At 57.8% G+C, this 24,547-nt stretch carries 19 protein-coding genes and 3 pseudogenes; 10 read left to right on the top strand and 12 right to left on the bottom strand.

The annotated features are described in order from the left end of the window. Nucleotides 1–12 precede the first annotated feature (12 nt). Entirely contained in the window at nucleotides 13–1,227 is a 1,215-nt protein-coding gene (locus P3R82_RS11260; RefSeq protein WP_283193876.1) for an IS256 family transposase, read from the bottom strand. Nucleotides 1,228–1,944: 717 nt separating this feature from the next. Here P3R82_RS11260 and P3R82_RS11255 point away from each other — a divergent pair. Further along, nucleotides 1,945–2,952, top strand: a complete 1,008-nt coding sequence (locus P3R82_RS11255; protein ID WP_283193936.1) for a YihY/virulence factor BrkB family protein — start codon at nucleotides 1,945–1,947, stop codon at nucleotides 2,950–2,952. Nucleotides 2,953–3,887: 935 nt separating this feature from the next. Here P3R82_RS11255 and P3R82_RS11250 read toward each other — a convergent pair. Beyond that, the gene (locus P3R82_RS11250) at nucleotides 3,888–4,388 is read right to left on the bottom strand and encodes an SRPBCC family protein (protein ID WP_283193875.1); all 501 of its coding nucleotides are present in this window, start codon (nucleotides 4,386–4,388) and stop codon (nucleotides 3,888–3,890) included. Nucleotides 4,389–5,012: 624 nt separating this feature from the next. On the opposite strand from P3R82_RS11250, the gene P3R82_RS11245 reads away from it, so the two are divergent. Both P3R82_RS11245 and P3R82_RS11240 read left to right on the top strand, forming a co-directional pair. Beyond that, nucleotides 5,013–5,291 carry a BON domain-containing protein gene (locus P3R82_RS11245; RefSeq protein WP_162718164.1) on the top strand — a complete coding sequence of 93 codons (279 nt, stop codon included), beginning with the start codon at nucleotides 5,013–5,015 and terminating at the stop codon, nucleotides 5,289–5,291. 293 nt (nucleotides 5,292–5,584) lie between these two features. Next, the gene (locus P3R82_RS11240; RefSeq protein ID WP_283193935.1) at nucleotides 5,585–5,869 is read left to right on the top strand and encodes a hypothetical protein; all 285 of its coding nucleotides are present in this window, start codon (nucleotides 5,585–5,587) and stop codon (nucleotides 5,867–5,869) included. Nucleotides 5,870–6,472: 603 nt separating this feature from the next. Here the strand turns inward: P3R82_RS11240 and P3R82_RS11235 are convergent. Beyond that, nucleotides 6,473–6,718 carry a hypothetical protein gene (locus tag P3R82_RS11235; RefSeq protein WP_283193874.1) on the bottom strand — a complete coding sequence of 82 codons (246 nt, stop codon included), beginning with the start codon at nucleotides 6,716–6,718 and terminating at the stop codon, nucleotides 6,473–6,475. A 348-nt stretch (nucleotides 6,719–7,066) separates the two neighbouring features. Beyond that, nucleotides 7,067–7,270, bottom strand: a complete 204-nt coding sequence (locus tag P3R82_RS11230) for a cold-shock protein (protein WP_112436842.1) — start codon at nucleotides 7,268–7,270, stop codon at nucleotides 7,067–7,069. Between the two features lie 328 nt (nucleotides 7,271–7,598). Here P3R82_RS11230 and P3R82_RS11225 point away from each other — a divergent pair, with 328 nt between their 5' ends. After that, nucleotides 7,599–8,027 (top strand): hypothetical protein, encoded by a 429-nt coding sequence (locus tag P3R82_RS11225; protein ID WP_112436723.1) that lies wholly within the window; start codon nucleotides 7,599–7,601, stop codon nucleotides 8,025–8,027. Between the two features lie 121 nt (nucleotides 8,028–8,148). After that, entirely contained in the window at nucleotides 8,149–8,748 is a 600-nt protein-coding gene (locus P3R82_RS11220; protein ID WP_111563783.1) for a hypothetical protein, read from the top strand. A 1,654-nt stretch (nucleotides 8,749–10,402) separates the two neighbouring features. On the opposite strand, the gene P3R82_RS11215 is transcribed toward P3R82_RS11220, so the two are convergent. Beyond that, entirely contained in the window at nucleotides 10,403–10,585 is a 183-nt protein-coding gene (locus P3R82_RS11215) for a hypothetical protein (protein ID WP_283193873.1), read from the bottom strand. A gap of 555 nt (nucleotides 10,586–11,140) precedes the next feature. Between P3R82_RS11215 and P3R82_RS11210 the strand changes: the two genes are divergently transcribed. From P3R82_RS11210 to P3R82_RS11200, 3 genes are all read left to right on the top strand, one after another. Then, the gene (locus P3R82_RS11210; protein ID WP_111563781.1) at nucleotides 11,141–11,413 is read left to right on the top strand and encodes a BON domain-containing protein; all 273 of its coding nucleotides are present in this window, start codon (nucleotides 11,141–11,143) and stop codon (nucleotides 11,411–11,413) included. Nucleotides 11,414–11,542: 129 nt separating this feature from the next. Further along, a complete protein-coding gene (locus P3R82_RS11205) occupies nucleotides 11,543–11,830 on the top strand; it encodes a DUF1236 domain-containing protein (RefSeq protein ID WP_113177996.1) in 288 nt (95 codons plus the stop codon). Nucleotides 11,831–11,940: 110 nt separating this feature from the next. After that, nucleotides 11,941–12,795 carry a DUF1236 domain-containing protein gene (locus P3R82_RS11200; protein WP_283193872.1) on the top strand — a complete coding sequence of 285 codons (855 nt, stop codon included), beginning with the start codon at nucleotides 11,941–11,943 and terminating at the stop codon, nucleotides 12,793–12,795. Nucleotides 12,796–13,468: 673 nt separating this feature from the next. Here P3R82_RS11200 and P3R82_RS11195 read toward each other — a convergent pair. The 6 genes and pseudogenes from P3R82_RS11195 to P3R82_RS11170 form a co-directional block, all read right to left on the bottom strand. Continuing rightward, the gene (locus P3R82_RS11195; RefSeq protein WP_111563778.1) at nucleotides 13,469–13,765 is read right to left on the bottom strand and encodes a DUF982 domain-containing protein; all 297 of its coding nucleotides are present in this window, start codon (nucleotides 13,763–13,765) and stop codon (nucleotides 13,469–13,471) included. A gap of 125 nt (nucleotides 13,766–13,890) precedes the next feature. Continuing rightward, the gene (locus tag P3R82_RS11190) at nucleotides 13,891–14,316 is read right to left on the bottom strand and encodes a hypothetical protein (RefSeq protein WP_283193871.1); all 426 of its coding nucleotides are present in this window, start codon (nucleotides 14,314–14,316) and stop codon (nucleotides 13,891–13,893) included. 510 nt (nucleotides 14,317–14,826) lie between these two features. Continuing rightward, the gene (locus P3R82_RS11185; protein ID WP_283193934.1) at nucleotides 14,827–16,476 is read right to left on the bottom strand and encodes an EAL domain-containing protein; all 1,650 of its coding nucleotides are present in this window, start codon (nucleotides 16,474–16,476) and stop codon (nucleotides 14,827–14,829) included. A gap of 890 nt (nucleotides 16,477–17,366) precedes the next feature. Next, nucleotides 17,367–17,729 (bottom strand): HAD family hydrolase, encoded by a 363-nt coding sequence (locus P3R82_RS11180; protein ID WP_283193933.1) that lies wholly within the window; start codon nucleotides 17,727–17,729, stop codon nucleotides 17,367–17,369. A gap of 70 nt (nucleotides 17,730–17,799) precedes the next feature. Continuing rightward, nucleotides 17,800–18,408 (bottom strand): annotated as a pseudogene (locus P3R82_RS11175) (HAD-IC family P-type ATPase); the annotation flags it as partial. Nucleotides 18,409–18,886: 478 nt separating this feature from the next. Further along, nucleotides 18,887–18,994, bottom strand: a pseudogene (locus tag P3R82_RS11170) (cation-transporting P-type ATPase); the annotation flags it as partial. Nucleotides 18,995–19,780: 786 nt separating this feature from the next. Here P3R82_RS11170 and P3R82_RS11165 point away from each other — a divergent pair. After that, nucleotides 19,781–20,767, top strand: coding sequence for a zinc-dependent alcohol dehydrogenase family protein (locus tag P3R82_RS11165; protein ID WP_283193932.1), 987 nt, complete (start codon nucleotides 19,781–19,783; stop codon nucleotides 20,765–20,767). A gap of 56 nt (nucleotides 20,768–20,823) precedes the next feature. Here the strand turns inward: P3R82_RS11165 and P3R82_RS11160 are convergent, their stop codons facing one another. After that, the gene (locus tag P3R82_RS11160; RefSeq protein ID WP_283193870.1) at nucleotides 20,824–21,882 is read right to left on the bottom strand and encodes a class I SAM-dependent methyltransferase; all 1,059 of its coding nucleotides are present in this window, start codon (nucleotides 21,880–21,882) and stop codon (nucleotides 20,824–20,826) included. Between the two features lie 230 nt (nucleotides 21,883–22,112). On the opposite strand from P3R82_RS11160, the pseudogene P3R82_RS11155 reads away from it, so the two are divergent. Beyond that, a pseudogene (locus P3R82_RS11155) lies at nucleotides 22,113–24,060 on the top strand (bifunctional diguanylate cyclase/phosphodiesterase). The last annotated feature ends 487 nt before the right edge of the window (nucleotides 24,061–24,547 follow it).

Here is a 24,547-nt window from a genome sequence, read left to right as displayed (position 1 = left end):
CCGCGAATACCATCAAGGCCAGCGGCCGAGCGGCTCGCATAGATAGGCCGGATACACGACCGCAAGCACCGTGTCTGCCGTGACGTTCAAATTATCCTTGCAAACCGGGAGCGGTCCATACACGTCATTTTGCTCAAGGAGCATCGCACCGACGAGCCTGACAATGGCGTCTTCGTTCGGGAAGATGCCGACGACATCCGTCCGCTTCTTGATTTCTCCATTGAGACGTTCGATGGGATTCGTGGAGTGAAGCTTCGTCCAGTGTTGCTTCGGAAAACTCATATAGGCCAGGACATCGTGCTCGGCCTCATCCATGATCGCAGCGAGTTTGGGCACTTTAGGGCGGATTTGATCGGCGACATTGCGCCATTGGCTGCTTGCGGCCTCCGGGGTCTCCTGGGCGAAAGCTGTTCCGATGAAGGCGGAAACAACCCGCCTGCCACTCTTGCCTGCATGGGCCAGCACATTGCGGGCGAAGTGGACCCGGCATCTCTGCCAGCTAGCGCACAGGACCTTGGAGACGGCAGCCTTGATGCCCTCGTGGGCATCGGAGATGACCAACTTAACGCCGCGTAGGCCTCGTCGCGTCAGCTTGCGCAAGAACTCTGTCCAGATCGGCTCAGCTTCTGAGGTCCCGACCTCCATACCGAGGACTTCTCGTCGACCATCGGTGTTGACGCCCACCGCGATGATGGCGGCAACAGAGATGATGCGACCACCGCGCCGCACTTTGAGGTAGGTGCCGTCCACCCACAAGTACGGCCAGTCGCCCTCGATTGGCCGATCGAGAAAGGCTTTGACCTTGTCATCGATCTCTTCGCACAGGCGGGAAACCTGGCTCTTTGAGATGCCGCTCATCCCCATGGCCTTGACGAGATCATCTACGGAACGCGTCGAGATGCCCTGAATGTAAGCTTCCTGGATAACAGCTGTCAGCGCCTTCTCGGCCATGCGGCGTGGCTCGAGGAAGGTTGGGAAGTAGGACCCTTTACGCAGCTTTGGGATACGCAGCTCTACCGTACCTGCACGGGTCTCCCAGTCACGGTCGCGATAACCGTTGCGTTGCGCCAATCGTGATGGGCTCTTCTCACCGTGGGCCGCGCCAGTTGCAGCGCTAACTTCCAATTCCATCAGTCGCTCAGCAGCAAAACCGATCATGTCGCGCAGAATATCCGCGTCCGGGGTCTTCTCCACGAGCTTGCGTAGGTCCATTATGTCGTTGGTCATCGATGTATCCTTCGTATCTGGTTGAGTGTCAGCAACCCAACCATACCGGAGATTATCGATGACCGCCCGCAAAGCCGCTCACTCGCTACAGCGCGCTAAGGGCGCGCTCGCGAGCGGCTTTGCTACCGTCGACTTACACCACGCTACGGGGCACGATCGGGAATGACATGAATGGCGGATGAACAAAAACCGGGGAATGACGTTTACCTATCGCAAAGGAAATCGTCATGTCTGAATCCGTATCCGTCGAGTTCTTAAGTTCACGCGCGTCCCTCACGGATCAATCGTCAAGGCTATCTTCCGCCCTAGCCTACGCGTCGGAATTGGCGGACGCTCACATCACGGTTACAGATGACTGTGGGATAATCGTACTTGAAGGTTATGCCCCCACGGGTGCCCTTGCTCGAATCTCGGAGATCGCATCCGCCATCGTGGGCTTAAGGGTATGCAATCTCATTCGGCCCACCTAACCGTGGCTCTTCGCCTTCGAAGTGGCGATGAAACAGGCTATTTAAGTGGTCACCTGAATCTAACGCCGGGCAGCAGGCCTCGAAGAGTTCTCCCGCAAAACCGAAAGCTTTGTTGACCCGACCCGGCATGCATCTTTTCGACAGCTCCAGCGTTTTCCAATCAACGGTGGTCGATCGGAGTGAGGAAATGAGCCGACGAGGTGTTGTGACAAAAGCAATTTTTCTGGCCGCCATCGGTATTTCCCTTATGATGGGCAAAAAGACCAAACCAGGCATGAATGCGCTTCCGGTCGTTGCTGATCTCCATGGGCGCGACGCCAAGGTGCCAGAGGCAATTCCGATCAACGGAATAAAAGATGTCTTGTGGCGCGTTTTTCATCAGATCACGGAGGATAGGGTGACGCTGATCGCAGCCGGCGTCACATTCTACCTCCTGCTCGGTCTTTTTCCCGCGATCTCGGCGCTTGTAGCGCTTTATGGACTAGTTGCCGATCCCTCGACCATGGCGGATCATCTACGTCAGCTGGCGGGCGTTCTGCCGCCTGGAGCCTTTGATCTTATCGCGGAGCGGATCGGCACTTTAACGGCTAGCCGCAATTCGACTCTTGGAGTTACCTTTACTATTGGCTTGGCGGTTGCGCTGTGGAGCACTCACAGTGCCACGTTGGCGATTTTCGACGCAATGAACGTCGCCTATGATGAAGAGGAAAAGCGAGGGCTCATTCGGTTGAACCTCATTGGCCTCGCGTTCACGATCTGCGCGATGGCCTCGGCGACACTCATGGTTGGACTCGTCGCGATCATTCCCATACTTCTCTCCTATGTCTGGCTCGACCGGTTTGAGGAACAGATGGCATTGATTGTCCGCTGGCCGATCCTGTTCATGATTGTCACGGTCGCCACAACCGCCATCTATCGTTTCGGCCCTAGTCGCCAACCGGCCCGACTTCGGTGGATCAGTTGGGGCTCCGTTCTGGTTACGGTATGCTGGTTCGCGATGTCGCTTGGCTTCTCATTTTATCTGACGCATTTCGCGAACTATGACGCAACCTATGGGACTTTGGGGGCGCTTATCGGTTTCCTGGTTTGGACCTGGCTGTCCATAGTCATTCTGATCATCGGGGGCGAGCTCAACGCGGAGCTTGAACACCAGACGGCCAGGGACACGACCACGGGGCCACCGTTGCCGATGGGAGAGCGCGGTGCCTACGTCGCGGACACATTGGGTGAAGCAATTGGCGGAAAGAGCGCCTGAGGAGATTGCTCTAGACAATCAGGCGAGGCCTTTAGTCTAGCCGTCCTCGGAGCGCTCAATGATCTCGTGGCGTCCCTTAGCCCCCCGGTTCGCATCGGCGTAAGCGGTTAAATGCTGATTCCCTGTCTGAAAAACTTAATCTCAACGGGCATCCCAGGGATAACTGGCCGACAAAGGGTTCAGGAGGCGCATCGCTTCATGACGCGCACCGAGCTTTCGTTCGGCCCGGCTCGGGCGAGATGCGAGAACCCAACGCCTTAATTCGCTGGATTCACGTTGCGTGATCCATATGTTCACTCTATGTTCCAAAAGTTAACGTAGGGTGGCACATGGGATTCGACGTCGCATTGAACCGAGACCGGAAACGATTGGCCGAGGCGAAGGTTCGCGACATGCCAACCGATCATCCTCTTCGACAGAGATATATCGACTGGATTCACGAGCTAGATCGCATCTTGGAATCTGATCAACCAGAATATCGCCCGAAACCCCTCACCGAGGAAGACACCGTCAGGTCCAGACGCCTCGCGGGGGCGCTTCCGTTGACGGGTTTCGCTCGGATGGTGCTAGCAGCGGTCGGACGCCGATAGCGCCGGATCGATCGTGCGAGCCATCACCTATCCGTCCTTTTATTCGAAAATCAGGCCATGCCGGATCTGGTGCTAACCTGGAGCGTGATCGGCTTTTCAGGGAAAACCAGATGCTGCAACATTTGCTCGCCCGATACGTGTAGCCCTGTCGCCGATGAACCCTCCGTGGTCGGACCGCGCCAGGCGCTTAGCGCCGGGCTAGGCGCCATGAGCGACCGGTAGGTGGAGGTCTGGCAAGTAGTGCCCGCCATCGTCGGCGTCTTCGCCCAATCCCGGTTTCCCCGCTCGCAACGACCCGCGCTAGTGATCACCGCCGTCTCGCTCGCGAGCGCTGATCGATTTGCACTACCTGTCCATGATAACGAGCAATTCGTCAAGTTGGTCAAACTGCTCGGGCAACGCGACCGCGCTGCCCTCAAGTGCTTCGTCAAGCGCTTCGGGCGATGGATAGATTTCCTGGAAGGTTAGAAGCGTCTTCCCGCCGTTGTCCCCGAAGCCCACGGTCGTGACCGCGCCAGCTTCTCCTTCGTCATTGGTCCAAACAATGCGCTCATTTGGTGATACCTCCAGATATTTGCCATGAAAGGCCACCGTTTCCGACTGATCGGCGCTAAATTCGAGCCGATAGCCACCGCCGGTGCGGACGTCCATGTGACAAGATGCGAGCCGCACGCCTGTCGCCGACCTAGGGACCCACCAACGCTGGAAGATATTGGCCTGGCTCCACGCTCTAAACACCTTATTCGGCGGCGCGTTGAAGGTTCGTTTCGCGACAAGCTCGCGGTCTCCCCTACGTTCGACCGGAGTCTGTATCTGGATGTCACCCGCATTTTCATCTTGCTTCATCTAGACCTCCTCGGCTTAAGGGACCATTCCTCTTATCGCCCATCCCATAAGACGTTCGGCCGCGCCGGCGTCCGACAGCGCTTCGAAAAAAAGTTCTTGATCGGCGGCCGTCGCGTTACACCGTCCAATTGTTTCCCACCGCCGGTCCGAGATAGGTGGAGCCGATCTCTCGTCTCATCATCGTTCGTTCAGCCGACGGCGGTCTCACATCCCGAACGAGAGCAACGCAATCGGCGCGCATGCGACGAAGTCCGTAAGCGCGAGAGAAGTTTAGGGCCTGAGCTCGACCGCCTGAAGGATCACCAGACGGGAAGCTAAACCCACTTTTTGGACGCCAAGATTACACTATCGCGCGCGTCGCGACATCCTCCTCCGACCGACGGCGCGCAAACCGCTTCATCTCACTATGTGCCGACGAGAAAGTTGGGTCGACCGTTTTTATCGATCCGGTATTACTCAGCTTCCGCCCCAACCAGGACTGGATCTGACCGAAGCCACCGATCGATGTTGGCTCTCATCGGACCGCGGGAACAAAATCCTGCTCGTCCGGGTTCCTCGTACAGCGCGGCATACGGTGAAAGCACGCTAAATGTCGCCTGGCAGGATCGATCAAGGAGAACAGAGATGGTGACGCGTGAACGGAACTTCCACGGACTTAAACCTGAGTCCGATCTTGAATCGCCCAACCACGCAAGCTTGGAAACGAAGGTGGCAAACGCCCTTTCAAAAGATGGGTCCCTTGATCCTTCCGACATCGTGGTTGTCGACATGAACGGCGAGATCACGTTGCGGGGCGCTGTGTCGAGTTTGGCCGAAGCGCAGCGGGCCACTGAAGTTGCCAGATCCATCGTGGGGGTTGGTTCCGTCATCAACGCCTTGGAGATCGTCGTGGGCAACGGGTAACCCGCGCGCTTGACGTGCTTTCCAATCGAGGCTTCCAAACACGCGGCCGATCCTTCGACGATGGGCCGCGTTCCCATACGCTCTCAAACAAATCCAGCCTCCGAGTTTAGTCGTGCCGTCATTCGCGCTTTTCGCTTGCCGAGGTCAGCAATCGTCGCGAACAACTCACGCGACTTTTGTCGTGGGAACAATCAGGCGGCTCCACTGTTGCATGGTCAATGTAGTTTGGAGGATGGAGAATGATCAAGATTACCAAGTACGCTTTTGCTGCGGCGATTATCGCGGCGGATTTAATGGTTGCCGTTCTGCCGGCCGCCGGCCAGGGTTTGGAACTGCGTGTCGGGCCTGGCGGCGTCGATGTACGCGATCGTGATCGATATCCTGACCGGTACCGCGACGGCTATGACAGAGGGCGCGGGTGCAGCCCCGACGAGGCTTTGGATGCCGCGCGTGACGAAGGGTTTCGACGCGCTCGAATCGCTAGCGCGAATTCCCGCAGGATTATAATCGAAGGTATGACGCGCCGCGGCCCTGACCGTATCGTGTTCGCCAACGCGCGAGGCTGCCCTGAAATTTGACTTTCGAGTGTTTGTTGGAGGGAAGCGCCGCGCGGTGCTTCCCGACCAGATGAAGCCGCGGGGGCTGCCCACTGACGGCAAAGGAACGCTTGCCTCCAAAGCTGGCGATCCGACGGCTTAGCCGCACCCTCCCATTCGCGATAGTTGGAACTTATGTGGCCAACAGGTTAGCCAACCTCACGTCGACGGATAAAAAGTATCACGGTTACCGGGTTAGCCGATATAGACGTCCTTTCGGCATTACGGAGCAGTTCATAGAAACCTGATGTTAGCTCTTGGATGTGTGCTTGCTGACCAAAAGGGTTGATAATTCGACAGCTCAAGCGACATTCACGAACAATGAAAAATTGCCGAATTGTTTAAGCCTGGGAGGTGCTTAGCAGACCCCTTAGACGGGTTGCGTAAGGCGCTTTGTTTCGCGTATTTCCGCAACTGGAAATATTGCACGGTGGTAAGCGCGCGGCCCGGGTTTAACGCGCGGGCCATCGAACCGCGATAAGGGTGTGGCACTTGCACACCCAGCGATGCCGCGTGCTTCACTTCCGAGCCCCGAGGGCGGCCGTTCAATTGGTCGCTTCACGGCATTCGCGCCTCAAAGCGGCTCTAGGATGACGCGGGGTGCTCGGATGTTGATGTGCCAGTAATGTCCGATAAATGGCTTTTGGCGATGGAAATCAAGTGATCGGTATCAAGCGAGTGGCCCTCTTTTACAAGGCGGACCAATAGAGTGGCAATCTGAAGGACCAACTTTCGATCACGCTCAACCCCAAGCTCCCGGCAGATAACCTTCAGCGCGCGGTTGATCATTGATACGTCAGACAACTCTTCCATCATTCCTTTTGCTTCCATCGCATGCCGCCTACTAGCCACTCATGGCTGGATAGCCTCGGTTCTCGAGCAGGGAATCGCGAGGCGCGACAAGTTCGCATTCAACAACCGTGATGTCCATGCGGTGGGATTGAAAGCGAATGTAATGATATCGCCGATGCTCGGCATGGGAGACGGTCAAACCACGGCGTGGCGTGTCTGTGAGATGAAGAATGGAGAGAGAAACTTGCCGCGAAGCTCGAATGTCCAGGATGGTACCATGATACGGAGGCGACTCCGAGCTCGCCCCCGATCCCTACAGTCCGCGTACCTGCGAATGCCTGAGAGAAGCCGGTGATTGTAGAATGGTTTTCGCGCCAACCCCCAGTCCTAGATAACGGAAACGCGTTCCGCTTTCGATTTTCCGGTCTTTCGATCCTGACCGTCTTCGTATTCGACCTTCTCGCCTTGGCCGAGTGAGCCTCCGCGAACAAGCGCGGAAACATGGACAAAAACGTCCGCGCCGCCATTGTCGGGCGTGATGAAGCCGAAGCCCTTCTCATCGTTGAAGAACTTAACCGTGCCTGTTGGCATCATATTACCCTATAGTTTCACCCAGTTGAACCGTAGCGCGAGATGCAGCTACATCGATACATCATGCGCACCTGAAATCAACCCGCGCTCAAGCCATGAGGAAGAGCCGCCGACACCTTCCGTGGACCTGAGGGTCCATCGAGGAGGTCGGTTGCCGGTCCACGGGTCGCTCGACCAAGTCTGGATGTCGTTTGGATCAATCCGCATGGCGACATGCGTGGGCGCGTTCAGCGAATCATTGTCAACAAGTTGTAAACCACATGGGGTGTATACTGTCCCAGACTAAGTACTGTCGCGAATGGTTATATAGTTCTCAAGGATTGATACGATGGCTGACGAAACCAACATTGCTCCCGCGGCCGAGATTGCATCCGTAGATGCACCCGCCAAGGCCAAGGAAAAGAAGACCCGCGCGCCCCGCAAACCAAAGTCCGCACCGGAAGCGGTCTCTGGCTCGTCGGTGAGCGCCCCAGTCAAAAAGACCCGCGCGCCCCGCAAGAGCAGTGCTCCCGCGAGCGAGACGGTTGTTGCCGCGCCGGCGGTCAAGACGCCGGCTTCCGCGAAAAAGGCAACCCCAGTCGCGAAGAACCAGCCGGCCAAGCGCGCGCCGCGCGGAACGGCGGCCGCGACCTCCAACACCGATGGCTTTTCGGAACTGCTGAAGCTGGAGGAAGAAAACCAAAAGCTGCGTAAGTCCCTGTCGGACAAACTGCGCGCCGAGAACGCCGATCTTCGTAAAAAGCTCGGTATGTCCTGATAGCAAGCACCCTGGGTTCAACAATCAGTTCACCCACATCTAAAGACCGGGCTTGCATTGCAAGTCCGGTCGTTGGATTAGTACAATGACCCCGACGATAACGAGTCGGGGAGTATTATCCATGCGATCGCCATGGCAGGTATTGAAAGGCTTTGCCTCGCGCGGCAAGGCGGACGGATCCCCCGGGCATCCCGACAAAGCCGAGGACAATGGTGCTCAGGCACCTGAGAAGGCACAGCCCCGTGAGAGTAAGCCTCGGACGAATCTGACCGACCCGAGAAGCGCCGATACCAACACGGTTTCGATCCGTGTCAATATCGCGGCGGAAGAACCACAAGCGCCATTGGAGGAGCGGCACGCGACGGACGAGGGCCCCCGCATCCGGCCTTTGCAAACCGAAGTCTCGTCCAAGCACGAAGAAGAGCCGATGCCTCGCCCTGTCGAGGTCAAGGCCTCGTCGACGCCAATCGCGCCGAACCCTTCGCGCGCCGCCGGCCACTTGGACAACAAGGCGCCCGAGAAGCGGACAGCCCATTCAGGAAAAAAACCCAACAAGGTCGCTTCGGTTTCCCATGACGCCAGCCGTTCCGATGAAGTCGCCGTTGTTGATCAAGCCATCGCGCTCGATACGGAAATAAACGCGCTTCGGGAGCGTTTGGCGGAAAAGCTGCATGCACAGAACACTCATATGCGCCTACTTCTCGAACGATACGATCGCTGACTTGTCAATGGCCTCTGCCTCTGGGTTGATCCGAGGAAATACACGCTCAAGCGGCGGGGCCGATCGCGTGGTCCGGCTGTACTCTGTTTGAAGCTTTCCGTGCGGAACCTCGCGCGTTTCCACGTCGGTTAAAGCTGGCGGGGCTCGCCGTTCGCCGATAGCGCCCTTATCGGCACGTGTCGACGGTCGGGAGGCAACGTCGCTTTCACCCGACGCCATCGAGTACGGTTCGGCCAAGCATTGCGTCCGCTACTTGGCCCCTGTCCTCGAGCGAAAATGGATGAGGGGGTTTAGTCGGATGGAACCTAGCCAATCAGCCATCCACGACAGATCATCAAGATCGCGACGGCGGCGGCGGCAACCACGTAGTCACGACACCGGCCTGTCCGCTTGCCCTTTCGATGATGCTCCGCACTTGTTCCCTGATGATCGAGCAAAGGCTCCTCCACCCCGTGCGGTTGAGTCTCGGGAGGCCCCGTTCCAGGTGTGGGAAAAAAGGAGCCCCGCGCGATGGCGGGGCAATGGCGCTGATCTAGAGTGCGACTTTAACGCGGCAGGACGACGTAGGTTCCATGGTCCTGGAAAATAAAGCCGGAGTGTGCCACGAAAAAAACCTGCGTAACCCCGAGTCGGGACCGTCTGAAGTGAAACACTTCCGTCCGCGCGAACCATGATTACCGCCACGCCATGTCTTCAAATGTTGTGGCCTGGCATCCAAGTCATAGCCGATCATGCCCTCAAATGATCGCCCGCCATGAGCTTCATGCTCACGGCGGGCATTTGCTGGGCCGGCGTTCATGTCAACGCCACGTAAACGAAAAGCCGATCCAGCGGCAACCACGCTACAGAGGCGTAAGTCAGTTGGGCTTACCCCTTTCGGGCAGGGCCCCGTTCCGTTCAGCAGATGTTCGTGTCCTGTCTGTCACACCCTCCAAGACTGAGCGCTATCTGTGGACCAGGGAGGAGGGGACGCGCTTCTCCGCTGCTCACCACAAGAGAATAACCAGATCCCTGAGGACCGGAACCCAGGCGTTTGGTCTTCATGGAAGAGTAGAACGGAGGGCCAATCGGCGTTGAGGGACCTCGTGCCCTCCACTTGCCAAGGTACACTGGAGACCAGCTCGTCGGATAAAAACCTGCCGCCGCGAAATATGTTCCAGGCCGCCTGGTGAGCGGTAAACGCCGCCGCAAGCCTGGACCATTCTAGACAGTCGCCATTGAACATGGAGCGCGGATTGACCTGGCGTCAGCCGAGCTTGGTCAGCTCGTGAGGGTCGGCTCCCATGCCGTTGCCTATTTCCATTCGCTGTCGCGAAACGGCTGGCTTCGGCGCGTATTCGCGTGTCCGGTCCGCCATGATTTCGCGGCGGGACACTCCCGCGGCCCCATCGCGAGGTGGAACCAAAAAGACAACTGCCTCGCAAGCGAAGGGCGATGACGGTCGTGAGATCGCAGAACGCCTACCACGAAGCCCGCCCCCCGCGAATCTCGTCGTCCACCAGGTGTTTGGCTGTACCGGCATTTCTTCACACCAGGGGGACTGGTCCGCTTCAATGAGCCGTGACCTCCGGGAGAGAGAGTTCCAGGACCAGCGACGCGAATGCCATTTCCTCAACGTCACGCAGCCTATCCTGTATGTTTTCAGGACCAGCAATCATGGACGCGATGGTGATCGCCTTTTCGCGATCGCCGTAATCAGTGACATACCCTCCAGCAGAATTCTCCTGCCGATCATGCTGACCGAGATAAACCCGCTGTCACCGCCCAGCTCAGCGGACATCGCGGTCTTTACCGTGGTCAGCTGCTCGTGGGCAAGGAATTCCGGTTCAAACGACATGACTTTCCTCCTTTGTGATGGGATGGAAATACCCGAAACCCTGTTTTGTTCAGCTCCTGGGACCAAGGTCCTAGATGCTTGCCTGGATGGCATCGCGAGAGCGCGCCCTTGCGGTGTGACCTGACGGCAGACGGCGCTCATTGGTGCCAGGAGATTAGCGCGATTGATCATTGGCAGCGTCATCCTCCGCGGCGCGGATAGGGGGCCCTATCGTGCCTCGCGCGGCGTCTGGTCGTCACACAGGGCCTAGACAAACGCGAATGGCGGCGATTGAACCAACACTGCCTCGGCCATGTCTTGGATTGCGTTACTAGGGATCGTCTACCTTGCGTCCATCGCCAACATGGCTGGAGTGAATTCTTGCAAGTTATCATGCGGCCTGGCCGCTCCCTCTAAAATCAATGGTACACATCCGGGGGCCCGACCAAACGAAAGGCGGCGTCATGGTTCGCCCGTATGGACCTAAGTCCCAGCCGTGGAACAGAAGAGCTTCCGGCGCGCTTACGAGGTATCAACCCGTGGCTTTTCAAAAGAAGAGCTTGAAGGAGTGTCGCCATGAAATTCGGTTCAGATAGCTTCAGTCACGAAGACTGCTGTTCACAGGGTCATAGCTCGGCGTCAACAATCGCGACCATTCAGGCCGCGCTCGCGGCGGACCCCATGTTCGACGGGAGCGCGATCACGATCAACATGATCGGTCCCGTAGCGGTTCTGGAGGGCTTCATCTCTAACGCTCAACATCGCGACAAGGCTATATCGATCGCCGCCATGATCGTGGGTTTCGAGAACGTGCACGACCGGATGTTGAACCGCGTTCCCGCGCGATAACACGACGGTTTAGGCCGCGTCGGACCAAGGTCCGGCGGACCCCGGACTGAGGTCCCAGGCGTGGAACGCGGGCTCCTGATGAGGGTTTGGCCTCCCAGCGGAATGGTCCGCTGGCAAGGAGGAAAGTTCATGAACTTCAGAGCAGCAGCAATCGCGGCCGCCGTGCTAATCACCTCGAGCGCGGCATTGGCGCAATCGGCCATGCCGTCGGAAAAGGTCATAACTTTTGTTCAAAAGGCGCCGGCTCCCAAGGAACGTGTGGTCGTCAAGGAAAAGATCGTCGTGGGCCAGGCCCTTCCCGAAACGGTCGTCGTGACCCCGATCCCCGATGAAACTGGCTACGCCTACGCAATCGTCAACGACGAGCGCGTTATCGTCGAGCCTTCCACCCGCAAGGTCATCCAGGTCATCCAGTAGCGGCTTCAAGTCGTGATGTTATAGGCGGCGCCGGCCGTCCATCACTCAACGCGGGCCGCGTCGCGAAATTTTGACGCGGGCCGCCTTCGTTTCAGTATTTGGAGGATATCATGAAGCACTTGCATCTCACAACCGTCATCGCCACGCTCTCGCTAAGCGTCGCGCCGCTCGCGGTCGCCCCGGCGACGGCCCAGACCGCCACGAAAACACAGTCTGACGCTCAAACCGCGGCGCAGTCTGGATCAAGTTCAACGGGCGCTGGCTCGGCGCCCCAATCCGATCAATCGGCGTCTGGTTCCAATGCACCCGTCACCGACTGCTCGCCTGGCGCGTCCGGATGTCCGCGCTCGAAGGCGGCAACTCCGCCCGCGAGCGGCGAGGAGGGTGATGCGCAAGAGAGCGCCAGCCAGCAGACGGGTGAGGGAAGCGGGTCCGGAAAACTACCCGCCGACATGAAGAAGAAGCCTGAGCCGCGGGATGCCTCCGGTGGCACGACAACGGAGCAGAAGTCCGAGTCGAGCGGTGGCGATACGGCCGCGGGGTCGAGGAACGGTGCAGCCCAGGGCTCCGACACTTCCGGCACGAGCGTCCAGAACAACCCCTCGAAGCAATCCGCCGATGAGAATTCGTCGACTAACAAGAACTCTTCCGAGACGAAGGTCAACAACACGACGACCAGCAACTCGGCGACCAACACCAAAGCCAACGTCAATGTAACGGTCCAACAGCGAACTGAGATCCGACAGGTCATCCAGGAAGTCCACGTCGCCCCGGTTAAGGAAGTCGACTTCTCGGTGTCCGTTGGCACCGCGATTCCCAAGAGGGTTCACCTTGAACGGTTGCCGCCGCGGATCGTGAAGATCGTACCGGCGTACGAAGGTTACCGCTTCTTCCTCCTTGCGGATGGTCGGATCGTGATCGTCGATCCAGACGCGCTGACGATCGTCTACATCATCGAGGCCTAGCACGCGGACCCGGCGGCGTCATGCGCCGCCGGGGGCGCTGGAGGAACGTCCATGATCCATCAAGAAGAGAAGTGCTCGGGAACTGGTTTCCCGCTCGTCGTTATTCTCATGGCCATCGCCGCTATATGCGGAGTTCTGATAATGACGCCGGAACATCCGTCGCCCGCTCGCGTGTTCGTGCCTGTTTCCAGCAGTTCTCCGTGAGGCTCCTGGCCCTCGGGGGCTCACACCCAACTTTCGCGAACCAAGCGCTCCCCGCGTTCGAGCACCAAGGGAAATTGGAAAGCGACGGGCCGTGCTGTTGGTCCCTTGAGACCCTCCGCACCGATAAGGCTATGTTAAAGGTGTCGCATGGGATGACGGGTCGCTCGTGTTATCGTTGCCGGGAAACAGGATGTCCCTCGCGGAGGAGACCGAAACATCCACCTTACCGTTAAAGTTGGCGGTTGACGGCTCGAACCTGGCAATGGCATCCGCGACATCTGGGCCGTCAAACAGCTGCTCGATGCGATGCTCAACGATGATGGTCTCGCTGCTTTCGCTCGTATCGGGCGCGTGATGGACGGAGGCGTGCGTAAAGGTTGCGTCTGAATTAAAGAAACTTGATCGACTTGCCTGATCGAGGTCCCCCGGGCGTTGCGCTCGCTAATTGTCGTCCACGGGGACATACGGATCATGCCGCGGTCCTTTCGTCTCGCGTCGACGTATGTATGGGTGAAACGAGCGTGATGACCCCCATGCCAGCCTCTTCCGCCGCTCGGATGAACGCGGCCCTGGCATGCTCAGTGGTGCTTTCTCCGCTTATCGCATCAAGGCATTCCTTCACGGCGATCACATATTCCTCACCGTCATGTTCGTCCCAGTGGGTGAGCAGTGCGTTCGCGGCGTCGGGCAAAGTCCTTATCCTGATCGTTCGTTGGTGCACGACTAGGATTAAAGTTAAAAACGTCCGTGATCTGTAGCATTCCATGACACTTCTCCCCGGCAAGTGCTGATACGCACGTCCGAAGCAAGAAGCGTACCAGTCAATGTTTCAAAAGCGCCACCGCTCGACCAGGTGCGAAACCCACCGGGCAATCGATGCGATGGCTTCTACTAAGATCGCGTGCTATCCATTTTCCACGCGAGGGGAGTTCTCGTGAGACGAAAACTCGTGACGGTGGCGGTCGCGGCTCTCGCGCCCGTGGTGGCGATGTCGAGTTTAATCCCGATCTTCCATATCGCGGCCGTCATGCGGAACTGGCGCGACGGCAAGACGAGGGCGCGAACAAGGATGGCACCGACGACGAACTGCACGCCGTTGGCGCGACATTGGACGGCCTCCTGGACGGACTCGAAGCCTGGCGCCTCCAAGCTGAACGGATCAAGGAGGAACGCTCCCTCCTCATGCACGAGCTGGCCCACCGTGTGAAGAATGGCTTCGCGCTCGTCCAGGCAATCGCGCACCAGTCCTTTAGAAAGTCCGATCCCGGGAGCTACACGACCTTTGCTCAAAGATTGACCGCTCTTGCCGAAACCCATGATCTCATCCTTTCCGGGGAGGAGAAATCGACGACCGTGGAGGCCGTCCTAGGGGCGTCGTAGCGCGCGCATGCAACGGGCGAGGGCCGTATCAATCTTAATTGGCCCGACACCGTGCTTCCAGCTGACTTGTCACTTCCCCTCCAGGGCCGTATGAGGGACCAGCCCCTTGAGATAATGTCGATGAGGCGGGCGTGATCCTCCACCGGGATATCCCAAGAGTATCCGTTGGCTCCCACGCCGACGTTGTCTACTCAAACGTCGACCCGCCCAAATGTCGTTGCTGCCACCTCGCGGATCCGCTGGACCTGCGCGTGATCGCTCACGTCCGCCTCGACGGCTACGGCATCAACCTGTCTGGCTGGAGACGCGACCGACATTGGAACGAAGGTTGGATCTGCACGCCTCCGAACGCTCTCCGTCTAGTCTCGACCACACCGGGGCACTGGCTTCCGCTAGGTGCGATACACGTTTCTCCCAATATGTGTCCGATTGATGCTCACTCTCGCGTTATCCTTGCTTGGCCAGGAACGGAACCGATGCTTGTGCCGGTTGCCACCAAGGCGCCACCTGATTCAGTCCGCCGTGTCGTGGCGCATCATCCGGTTCTGTCCGGGAAAATGCTGACGCGGCGGGGCGCCGCCGGATAATCTCGGTCACCTGATCGATCGGTGCGGGCCTGCCGAAAAGATAACCTTGACCAATATCGCAGCCTAGCTCCCGAAGTCTTTGGAGTTGCGTCTGCTTTTCGATGCCTTCCGCCGTAATCTTGACGCTCAGGCCAGTTCCCAGCGAAATGATCGCACGGACGAGCTTCTCTTGCTTCTCGTTGGTTTCGAACGTCGCCACGAAACTCTTGTCGATCTTGATTTTATCAAACTGGTAGTTGGACAGCTGCGAAAGACTCGAGAACCCGGTACCAAAGTCGTCCAGGGCGATTTTGATCCCGGCGGCTGTCAGGCCGCTGAGGACCTCGCGCGCCGTTTCCGTATCCTGGATCAGCGCGCTCTCCGTCACTTCAAGTTCGACGCGATGGGGAGAAAGGCCGACCTCTCTCATGACATCCAACAAACGCAGGCCGAGTAGCCGGTCACTCAATTGCACGGGCGAAATGTTGAATGAAAGTGTGATGTGCGACGGCCATGATAGGGCATCGCGACATGCCGTCTCGAACAGGTAGTCGGTGATCGGGATAATGAGGCCGGCTTCCTCGGCAACGGGTATGAAGTCACTGGGAGAAACGAACGCGCCCGATTCCGTCTCCCATCTGGCGAGCGCTTCGAAGCCGACGATCTCCTGCGTCTTCAAGTCAACGAGCGGCTGGTAATGGGGGCGAATCCGTCCATCGTTAAGCGCTTTCTTTAGCGCGGCCTCCATCTGTACACGCGCAACCAAGTCCTGCTGCATGGATGATGCGAACGTCCTCACGTTGTTTCGGCCGGCTTTCTTGGCGGCATACATGGCGCAGTCCGCATATTGCAGGGCGGTCTTGAATTCATCGCTGTCCTCGGGATAGAGCGCGAGCCCAACGCTGGCGCCCATGTCCACTGTCGCTCCGTTGGTAACGATGGGCTTGCTGACGATCTCGACGATATGTCGCGCGACGGCCACGAGATCCTGATCTCCCTGAATCTTGATGACAACAGCGAATTCGTCCCCTCCCACTCGATAGACGTCATTACCCGGGAAGATGGCGGATAACCGTTCAGCAACAATCTTTAATGCCTCATCGCCATGGGCATGTCCAAGAAGATCATTGATCTTCTTGAAGCCATCAAGATCGATACTGAATACCGCGTATTGATCTATGACGGCACCAGGCGCGGGACGCGCGGAAAGAGCGCCGAACATCCGTCGATTTGGTAGATTGGTCAGCGGGTCGTGGCAGGCAATCCAGTCGACGTTCTTCTCCGCCGCGATCCGCCGCTCGATCTCACGCGCCAGGTCCTTCATTCTAATCAGGGAGTAAACAAGGCCAAGCGCGCCGGCTATGCTAATGGCCGTGAAGACTTCATCGAGATCGTATTGCTCATGAGATTGAAAGAAATGGTCAAGCGCTTCATGACCGTTGAAACGCAGGGCCAACCCGAAAACAACAAGAAATAGCCCAGACCAAATGAGAAGCTCAAATTGGGCGCGGTTATACTTTATCAAGAGAATGGACTCCACCGGCGGTGCGCGGCTTCATGCCAAGATGATAGGCCTCATCGCCTCCTGAGAGAGGAGTAACAGTTGGATGTTATCAGGCGATTAAGGTGAATGTTAGCAAGATCCTGTTTTTCTTGCTTTATTTCGCCTGAACGTTGCGATTTACGGGGAATTGGCAAGATGGTTGTGTCGGCCGCCGTCCGTGGCGCGAGAGGGCGCGACCCGAACAGCATCCGGGTAATTCCTGTTATCGAGATGCCGACATTGAACGCGAGTCCACCATGAGGCAACTTCCGAGGTAAGCGTGGCATGACCCGTGAAAGGCGATCAGATCCAAGGATCGATCCAGCGACCGATGACTTCCCAAACGCAAATATTCGTAATGACTTGGAGTGTGGTAAGGTAGGAGCAGTCGCAGCGATTTGAACGCATGCGCAAGCTCCGTGCAAGATTGGGCTCGCAGAAGTCTGGCGGGTTGCAACGCTCCAAGAGGCGTCGGCCATGATCATGAGGATCTGATGAATTGTGATGTTGAAGCGATGATGGATTGGCAGCAACGCGGGATCAATGCGAGAGTACTAGGCGTTTCCGAGTGTGAAAATCCTGTGCTTCCCCACCTTGAAAACGCCTGCTCGCGGAAGGAAGTAGAAGGCTGGAGGCTGAGAGCGGAGGCTTGGTTTTTCGGCTGGCGGATTGAGGACGCGTCGCGGGTGTAGCTCGCGGCATGGAAAACCCCTCAGTGAGCTCAAGCCGCGAGCCCTTTCGAGGTCGGTCCCAGCATCGACACGAAGCCGCCCCAAAGGCGCGCCCATTGGGCCGCGGCTTTCATTGACGTTACCTCTTCCCCATTGCTATCCGGCCGAAGAAGGAACCACGCCTGGACGGTCGCATCGCGGCTTCTTTTATTCCCAAGTTTGCCGCGGCGTTATCACGACGATCTCGCTGCCAAGTAAAATCCGCCCCGGCTCGATCTGAACCTCCGAACAGACCTTCCGGGTGACGATGTCGTTGTCGCCGGTCAGGATCTTGATGGCAACGCCTCGCGATTTTAGCGCCGCTATGGCCTGGCGCGCCGATTCCTTCGGTGGATCGAGAAACGCGACGTAGCCTAAAAGAGTGAGTTCGCTTTCGTCTGCTAGACCGTAATCCTGCTTCTTCCCGTCGAACTCCTTGAACGCGACCGCGACGACCCGAAATCCGTCCGCGTTCAGCAGCTCGGTCGGCGCTTTCGAAATGGCTCGGATCCAGGGCCCCGGTCTCGCCATCCAGCGCATACCGTGCGCAGACGGCGAAGATCTCTTCCACCGCCCCCTTGCAAATTAGCACATGGCGGCCGTCAGGGCGGCTGACAACAACCGACATTCGGCGCCGCGAGAAGTCGAACGGCATCTCGTCGACCTTGGCGTATTCCTCGGTTCCAAGTTCGCCGTAGAGGTGAACATGGTTAAGGACGGCCTCGTCCAGCAAGTTCCGCAGACCCGACTGGAAATGACTGTTGAGGAAGGTATATCGCAAAACGTCGTCGGATTCCTTGCCAAGAATGTCGAGGTGCCGTTTAAGGATGATCCGGTCCTGCGTCAGCGTACCGGTCTTGTCGATGCATAAGACGTCCATCGCCCCAATATTCTGGATGGCGTTCAGCCGCTTCATGATGACCTTCTGCTTCGACATTGCCACCGCGCTCTTGGCGAGGTTTACGGTGACGATCATGGGAAGCATTTCGGGGGTCAGCCCGACCGCGACGGCAACAGCGAAAAGCAGAGCCTCCAGCCAATCATGCTTGGTAAGGCCGTCGATAAGGAGGACTGCCGGCCCCATCACCAGGATGAAGCTTATCATCATCCAAGTGAACCGCGCCACGCCTCGATCGAACGCGGTCGGCACCTGTTTGCCGGCCAAATCTTCCGCAAGCTGACCAAGGAAAGTTCCCGCGCCGGTTCGAATGATAACACCGGTGCCATACCCCGAAACAACATTGGCTCCCAGAGACTGGATATGTCGAATGGGTCCGCTCGGACGGCCGATCCGGCGTCTGAGAACTTCTCCGCTGGCATAGCTTCGCCGGTGAGGGCTGATTGATTGACGAACAAGTCCTTCGTCTCGAGCAGTCGTAAGTCCGCGGAATCATATCTCCCGCCGACAAGCGGACAATGTCCCCTGGCACGAGCGACTCCAAGGGCACATCCTCGAAAGAGTTGCCGTTTCGTGAGGGAGTGCGTCTCACGCTTGCGCGTGTATGCACCATCGCGCGCAGGTGGGCCGCGGCTTGATTGGATCTGTGCTCTTGGACGAAAGCCGTGGCGACCGCGAGCGCGACCATGACCACGATCACCATGGCGGCACGCAAATCGCCCAGGAAGTAGGAGACGATGGCCAGCGTCAGCAATAGCCCGTTTAGCGGGTTTCTGAGACGACCCCAAATTTCCTCGATGAGGGTCGCGCGCCTTTCCTGGCTGACGATGTTCGGTCCGAACCGACGCAGGCGCTCGTTTGCTTCGTCTATCGATAGTCCAGTTGATGCTGAATGCATCCACCTATAAGAGGCGGCTGGCGTCAGGCCGGCAATCAAGGCAAGGTCCTTGTCAGTCGCCGCCATGAGCACCTCTGGAGTACGGTCTGACAGTCCGTCTCGAGGCTTGCTGTTTCGAGCCAGCTCGGTTTCAGTGTCCATTTTCAATGTCCAAGCTTATGGGCGGGCTCTTTCATCGCACTTGTCTGCCCGACCGCGCCCCATGATCAACACCCCCGCGCGAAGAGGTGCCTCTCGACGGATCTGAAAATACGATCCCCAGCCGACGGCCGCCTTGATGCTAGTCAATCAAGGAGGCGTCTCCGAGGGGGACGATTTCAAGTCGGCGCGACGTCCTTGAATTGGCCATCCTTTCCGGGGCGTCGCGCGGCAATGTGCTGGATCAACGGGCGCGAAGTATTGATGACAATTTCAGCGCCGGGAAGCAGTGCGGCCCCGACTGTCAACCGGAGGCGACGCACGCGCCACGTAAACGCGCGGGAGAATATCGGTGGGCACCAAGACGCAACCCAACGGCCGCTGGGTCGCTGCGTCGACACGATGGGATTCAATCGATATCGAGCCGCGTCGTGGGAGTGTTGACCTCCTGATCGATCTTGACTTCTCCCCAGTTCCCATGGTTCCAAGAGCAACGCTTTTCCCAAAATAGTCATCAAGGCCCTCGTCCAAGTGGCTTCGTGCTTCTTGGCGTCGATCGCGGGCGAGACTTATTGATTGAGGTCAATGGCGGTGTCGCCCGATCTCGTTACGAATAGCGTATCATCCATCAAGCACCGAGAGAACGAAATGAGGGCGATGGTCTTGGAAAAAATAGGCTCGCCGTTGCGCCTCGTCGAGAGGGCCAACCCTGTGCCAATAGCTGGCCAGGTTCTGGTCGAGATTGAAGCGTGCGGCGTCTGTCGCACTGACCTTCACGTTTTCGATGGCGATCTTCCTCATCCAAAGCTGCCACTTATCCTTGGGCATGAGATCGTGGGGCGTGTTGTGGGCGTCGGACCAGGGGTATCGAGAAGCCTCGAGGGCTGGAAGGTCGGAATACCCTGGCTCGGGCACACTTGCCGTCGCTGCTCGCACTGCCTCGCTGGCCGGGAGAACCTCTGTGACGCGCCGAGCTTCACCGGCTATACACTCGACGGTGGATTTGCGACCCACGTCGTCGCTGACGCGAACTATGTGTTCACACTGCCTATTCAGTCCGATCCGGTCGCGACGGCGCCTCTTCTTTGCGCCGGTTTGATAGGATGGCGATCGCTGAGGACGGCCGGCGGCGGAACAACAATTGGTCTTTATGGGTTCGGAGCGGCGGCTCACATCGTCGCTCAACTTTGCGGCTTCCGCCGGCAAGAGGTCTACGCGTTCGTCAGGCCGGGAGACGAAGTGGCAAGGCGATTTGCGCTGGACCTTGGCGTCACATGGGCTGGCTGGTCCGATCAAAGTCCGCCCGTTCAACTGGACGCGGCGATCATCTTCGCCCCAGCTGGTGAACTCGTGCCAAAAGCACTTGCCGCGGTTCGCAAAGGCGGCACCGTCGTCTGCGGCGGTATCCACATGAGCGACATTCCTCGTATGCCATACAAACTATTGTGGGGCGAGCGTCGGGTCGTATCGATCGCCAATCTTACCCGAGAGGACGCCCGAGAGTTCTTCGCCGTCGCGCGCGAGGCCAACATCCGCACTGTCTCGACCCCTTACCGGCTTGAAAATGCCAATGAAGCGCTGACGGATCTACGAGCCGGCCAAGTCCACGGAGCAGCCGTGCTCACCATGGCCTGAACGCTGGCGGGCTTCGAGGAACAACATGTCGCCGGCCGCGCGATCCCGCCGCGTCGTCACCGGTATGGGCCTTGGCCCTCAAGCTTCTTCGTGATTTCGCAATAGACGACGCTCCGGTTCGAGCCGGACCAAACCGACACATCCACATCGACGCCACGAGCACACTCCGTCGCCAGGCGAGCCATGTCGTGTTCTGATCGCAAGAGCAGTCGCCAGTTCATGAATGTTTCCATGTACCCGTCTACATCTGTCTCGGGTGAAAAGTTCGCGAACAAGAATGTCCCGCCAGGCTTAAGCATGGTGATGCATTTCTTGGCAAGCCTGATTGCGACAGGATCAGGCAGGTAGTCATACAGGCCTGCCGCATACACAAAGTCGAACATGCCAAGGGCGTACTTCCCAGCCAGCAACGATCTCACTGAGCCGTTCACCGCCTCGACAACGGTGCGAGTGAAGTCGCGAGCGACGAGGCCGACGCTGAGAGGATCTTGATCCAGGGCGACCCACCGCGCGACACGTTTCGCTGCGAGAGCCTTGGATAGCGACGCTTCGCGAAGATGCCCCGACGCGATGGCAAGCACGTCAATCGGGCTAGCTCCGGCCCCAGCAAACTCGTCGACACGACGGGCAAGAATGTCCCGACGTTCTCTCACCGCGACGGACGACGATGCATTGACGGTGTGGTTATATATCCCTCGTCCCAATTTGCTCGCCGATGCGATGTCTGCCTGCACCTCAGGCCTCCCATAGATGAAATCCAGGAGATGCGCATCACCAGAATAGCCGCGGGGTTTCGCGAACGACCAAGCCGTCAAGGGATCTTGAAGCAGGTACTCCGCGACGGGATGAGACTGAGCCATTGGAACAATCTCATCCCACACAGCTGGGTGAAGGGCGCGACGCATGTCGTGCAGCGAACGCGCCAGTCGCGCGACAGTCATGGACGGCTCAACGCCGGATACGAACTGTTGGATAGCTAGTTGGAGAATGAGTGCGAGCTCGGCTTCCGCCGAGGACAGGCCCGTGAGATCTGGAGCTTCGACCCCGATGGCCGCTTGACGGATTGCGTTGGGAAGGACGAGGCTCTCCCCGTCCAGGAAAATGCTCTGTGCCATTACGAGACCCCATTTGCGATACGTTAATCATAATCAACCATGGAGAATAAGGCGACTGGAATCCGCGCGGTATAAGGGTAATTCTACTGTTGCGGGTATAAATTTCACCCTCTAAAAGAGCGGAGTAATCGGAAGAGTTGTCGCGAGCTGCTCTAAGTAGCTTTTGGAGGGCGCCAAGGCATGATTTACTTTATACCGGATCTGCCCCGCTATGAACCGCGGGTGTTTGCATGAGTTCGACCTACGCGGATTTTCGATCTGATCCGTTAAACGAAAAACTTTCATTTGATGAGGCCCGCAATTCTCTTGAGATCGAGAATGATGCTGTTCGACGGCGTAGCACCCGGCGAGGTCTTTGGGTCGCGGTGGCGGTGTATGTTGCTTTCGCCTTGCCAGATCAGTTGCTCATCCCTGATGTCGCGCCCGTGACCATCGTTGCTCGATTCTGCTGTCGCCGCGGTCGCGCTACTTACCTTTGAAATCCTGCGCCTTGCGAAAGCACGGACCCTCTGGCTTGACGTCACCTGCGCCGCGGCGCTCTTGATGGGCTATATCGGCTGGCTCGCACCCGCGATAGGCACGAGCGACGCGGCCGCCATGTCGTACTACATGATATTCGGTGCCATCTTCATGATGGGCGCCAACCTATTCTTTAGCTTCCCATTTCGCCTTTCGGTTGCTGCTTCCAGCGTCGTGCTGTGTGTATTTTTCGTCACGATTGAGGAATTCTTTCCATCGAGCGCGACCTATAAGATCGCCTTCGGATTGTTCTACATTTCGTGTTTCGCCTTCACGTCGTTCGTCAATTGGAGCCTGAATTCGGAGAGACGGAAGGTGCTACTAAGGGCGGCGGAGGCTCGCCACCAGCATTGGGAAGCGACCGAACGTGGAAAGACCCTGCTTGAGCTTTCACATACTGACTATCTAACGGGCATAAACAACAGGCGAGCGCTGGATAGGCGCCTCGACGAATGTTGGACAGCGTGGACGACCGAGGGTCGAGATTTTTCGGTCTTTCTCATCGATGTGGATTTCTTCAAACGGTTCAATGACCGTTACGGTCACCAGGAAGGAGACCGCTGCCTTACAGTCATCGCCAACGCTCTGAAAGTTGTCGTTGAGGCTTCTGGCGGCATGATCGGTAGATACGGCGGCGAGGAATTTATCGTGGTGCTCCCCATCGATAATTCGAAGACAGCAATGATCATCGCGGAAAGAATAAAGATGGAGGTCGAGTTTCTGGCCATCGCTCATGACGAGCGACCGGATGATCGATCCATCGTTACAGTCAGTATCGGTGTGGCGTTCACGCGCCAGCAGTCAGTTGAAAAGGTCGAAAGGTTGGTACGTGAGGCCGATCTCGCCTTGTACAGTGCAAAGGCCAGCGGACGAAATTGCATACGACATTTTGATCCAGCATTGCCGCGCCCCGACGACAGCGCTTGTAAGCTCATCCCGTTGCTGGCTGCCGCGATCGATCGCAAACTTGTCTCGCTCGTCTACCAGCCAATATTCGATGTAACCCACGAGAAGGCGAGGGCCGTGGAAGCCCTTATGCGCCTTAAGATGCCCGACGGAACGGCTGTCTCACCGAAAATCTTCATTCCGGTCGCGGAACGAACTGGCGCGATCTTGGAGCTTGGAAGGTGGGCCATCGAGACCGCGTGCCGGGATATCTTAATGACGGACCGGATGGCGACCGTCAGTGTCAACGTATCTCCGATACAGCTTCGTTCTCCGGGCTTTGCCGCCAGCGTCGCCGACATCCTCAGCAGCTGCGGTGTGAACGGGTCCCGGTTGGCCCTGGAAGTGACCGAGGGCCTGGATATGGATATGCAGCTGGAGGTCCTTAAATGCATATCCGATCTGCGGGCGCTTGGCGTTGAGATCTGGCTCGATGACTTTGGATCCGGTTTCGCGGGACTGTCTTGGTTAAGGGCCATAGAGTTCCAGACAGTCAAGGTCGATAGAACGTTTCTTCAAGATTGCTCCACCCCACGCGGGTTGACCATGCTCCGGGACATGGTTGCCCTCATACGAAATCGAGGGAACACGATCCTAGTGGAAGGCGTGGAGACCGCGGCGCAGCTGTCGTTGCTGAAGGATCTTCATATCGACCGTGTTCAAGGGTTTCACATGGGCATGCCGGTCCCAGCTGAGCTGCTCAGCGCGGCTTGATTCGACTTCTTTTGCTGATTGGGTCTGTGGCCGAAGTCCTTGGCTTCCGACGTGTTGTCTACATGTGGACCAGACCCCGTGGCGTGGTGCGGGTGGACGGTAGAACGCGAGCGTGCCCTTAGTGCGCCGTGGCGAGTGAGCGGCCTTGCGGGCGGTCATCTATATTCTTCGGTATGGTGGGTTGCTGACACTCAACCAGATACGAAGGATACATCGATGACCAACGACATAATTGACCTACGAGAGCTTGTGGAGAAGACCCCGGACGCGGATATTCCGCGACATGATCGGTTTTGCCGCTGAGCGACCCGTCGCCACAAAACCATCTCATGGGACACGATGGCTTCAAACTCTTGGCATCGACTAAGACGGATGTTTGGGCCTATAAACGACGGAAATATTGATCAGACGTCGAGCCAAGTGTTTCATAAATGGATTCAACTATTTTCGGTTGCCTGGAAAATGGCGGAGCGTGCGGAGCAGCACT

Origin of the sequence: Rhizobium sp. AN80A (assembly GCF_030053015.1) — a bacterium.
Lineage (GTDB): Bacteria > Pseudomonadota > Alphaproteobacteria > Rhizobiales > Rhizobiaceae > Rhizobium > Rhizobium metallidurans.
The sequence above is the reverse complement of the archived record's forward strand: the minus strand, read 5'-3'. Positions and strand labels throughout refer to the sequence as shown.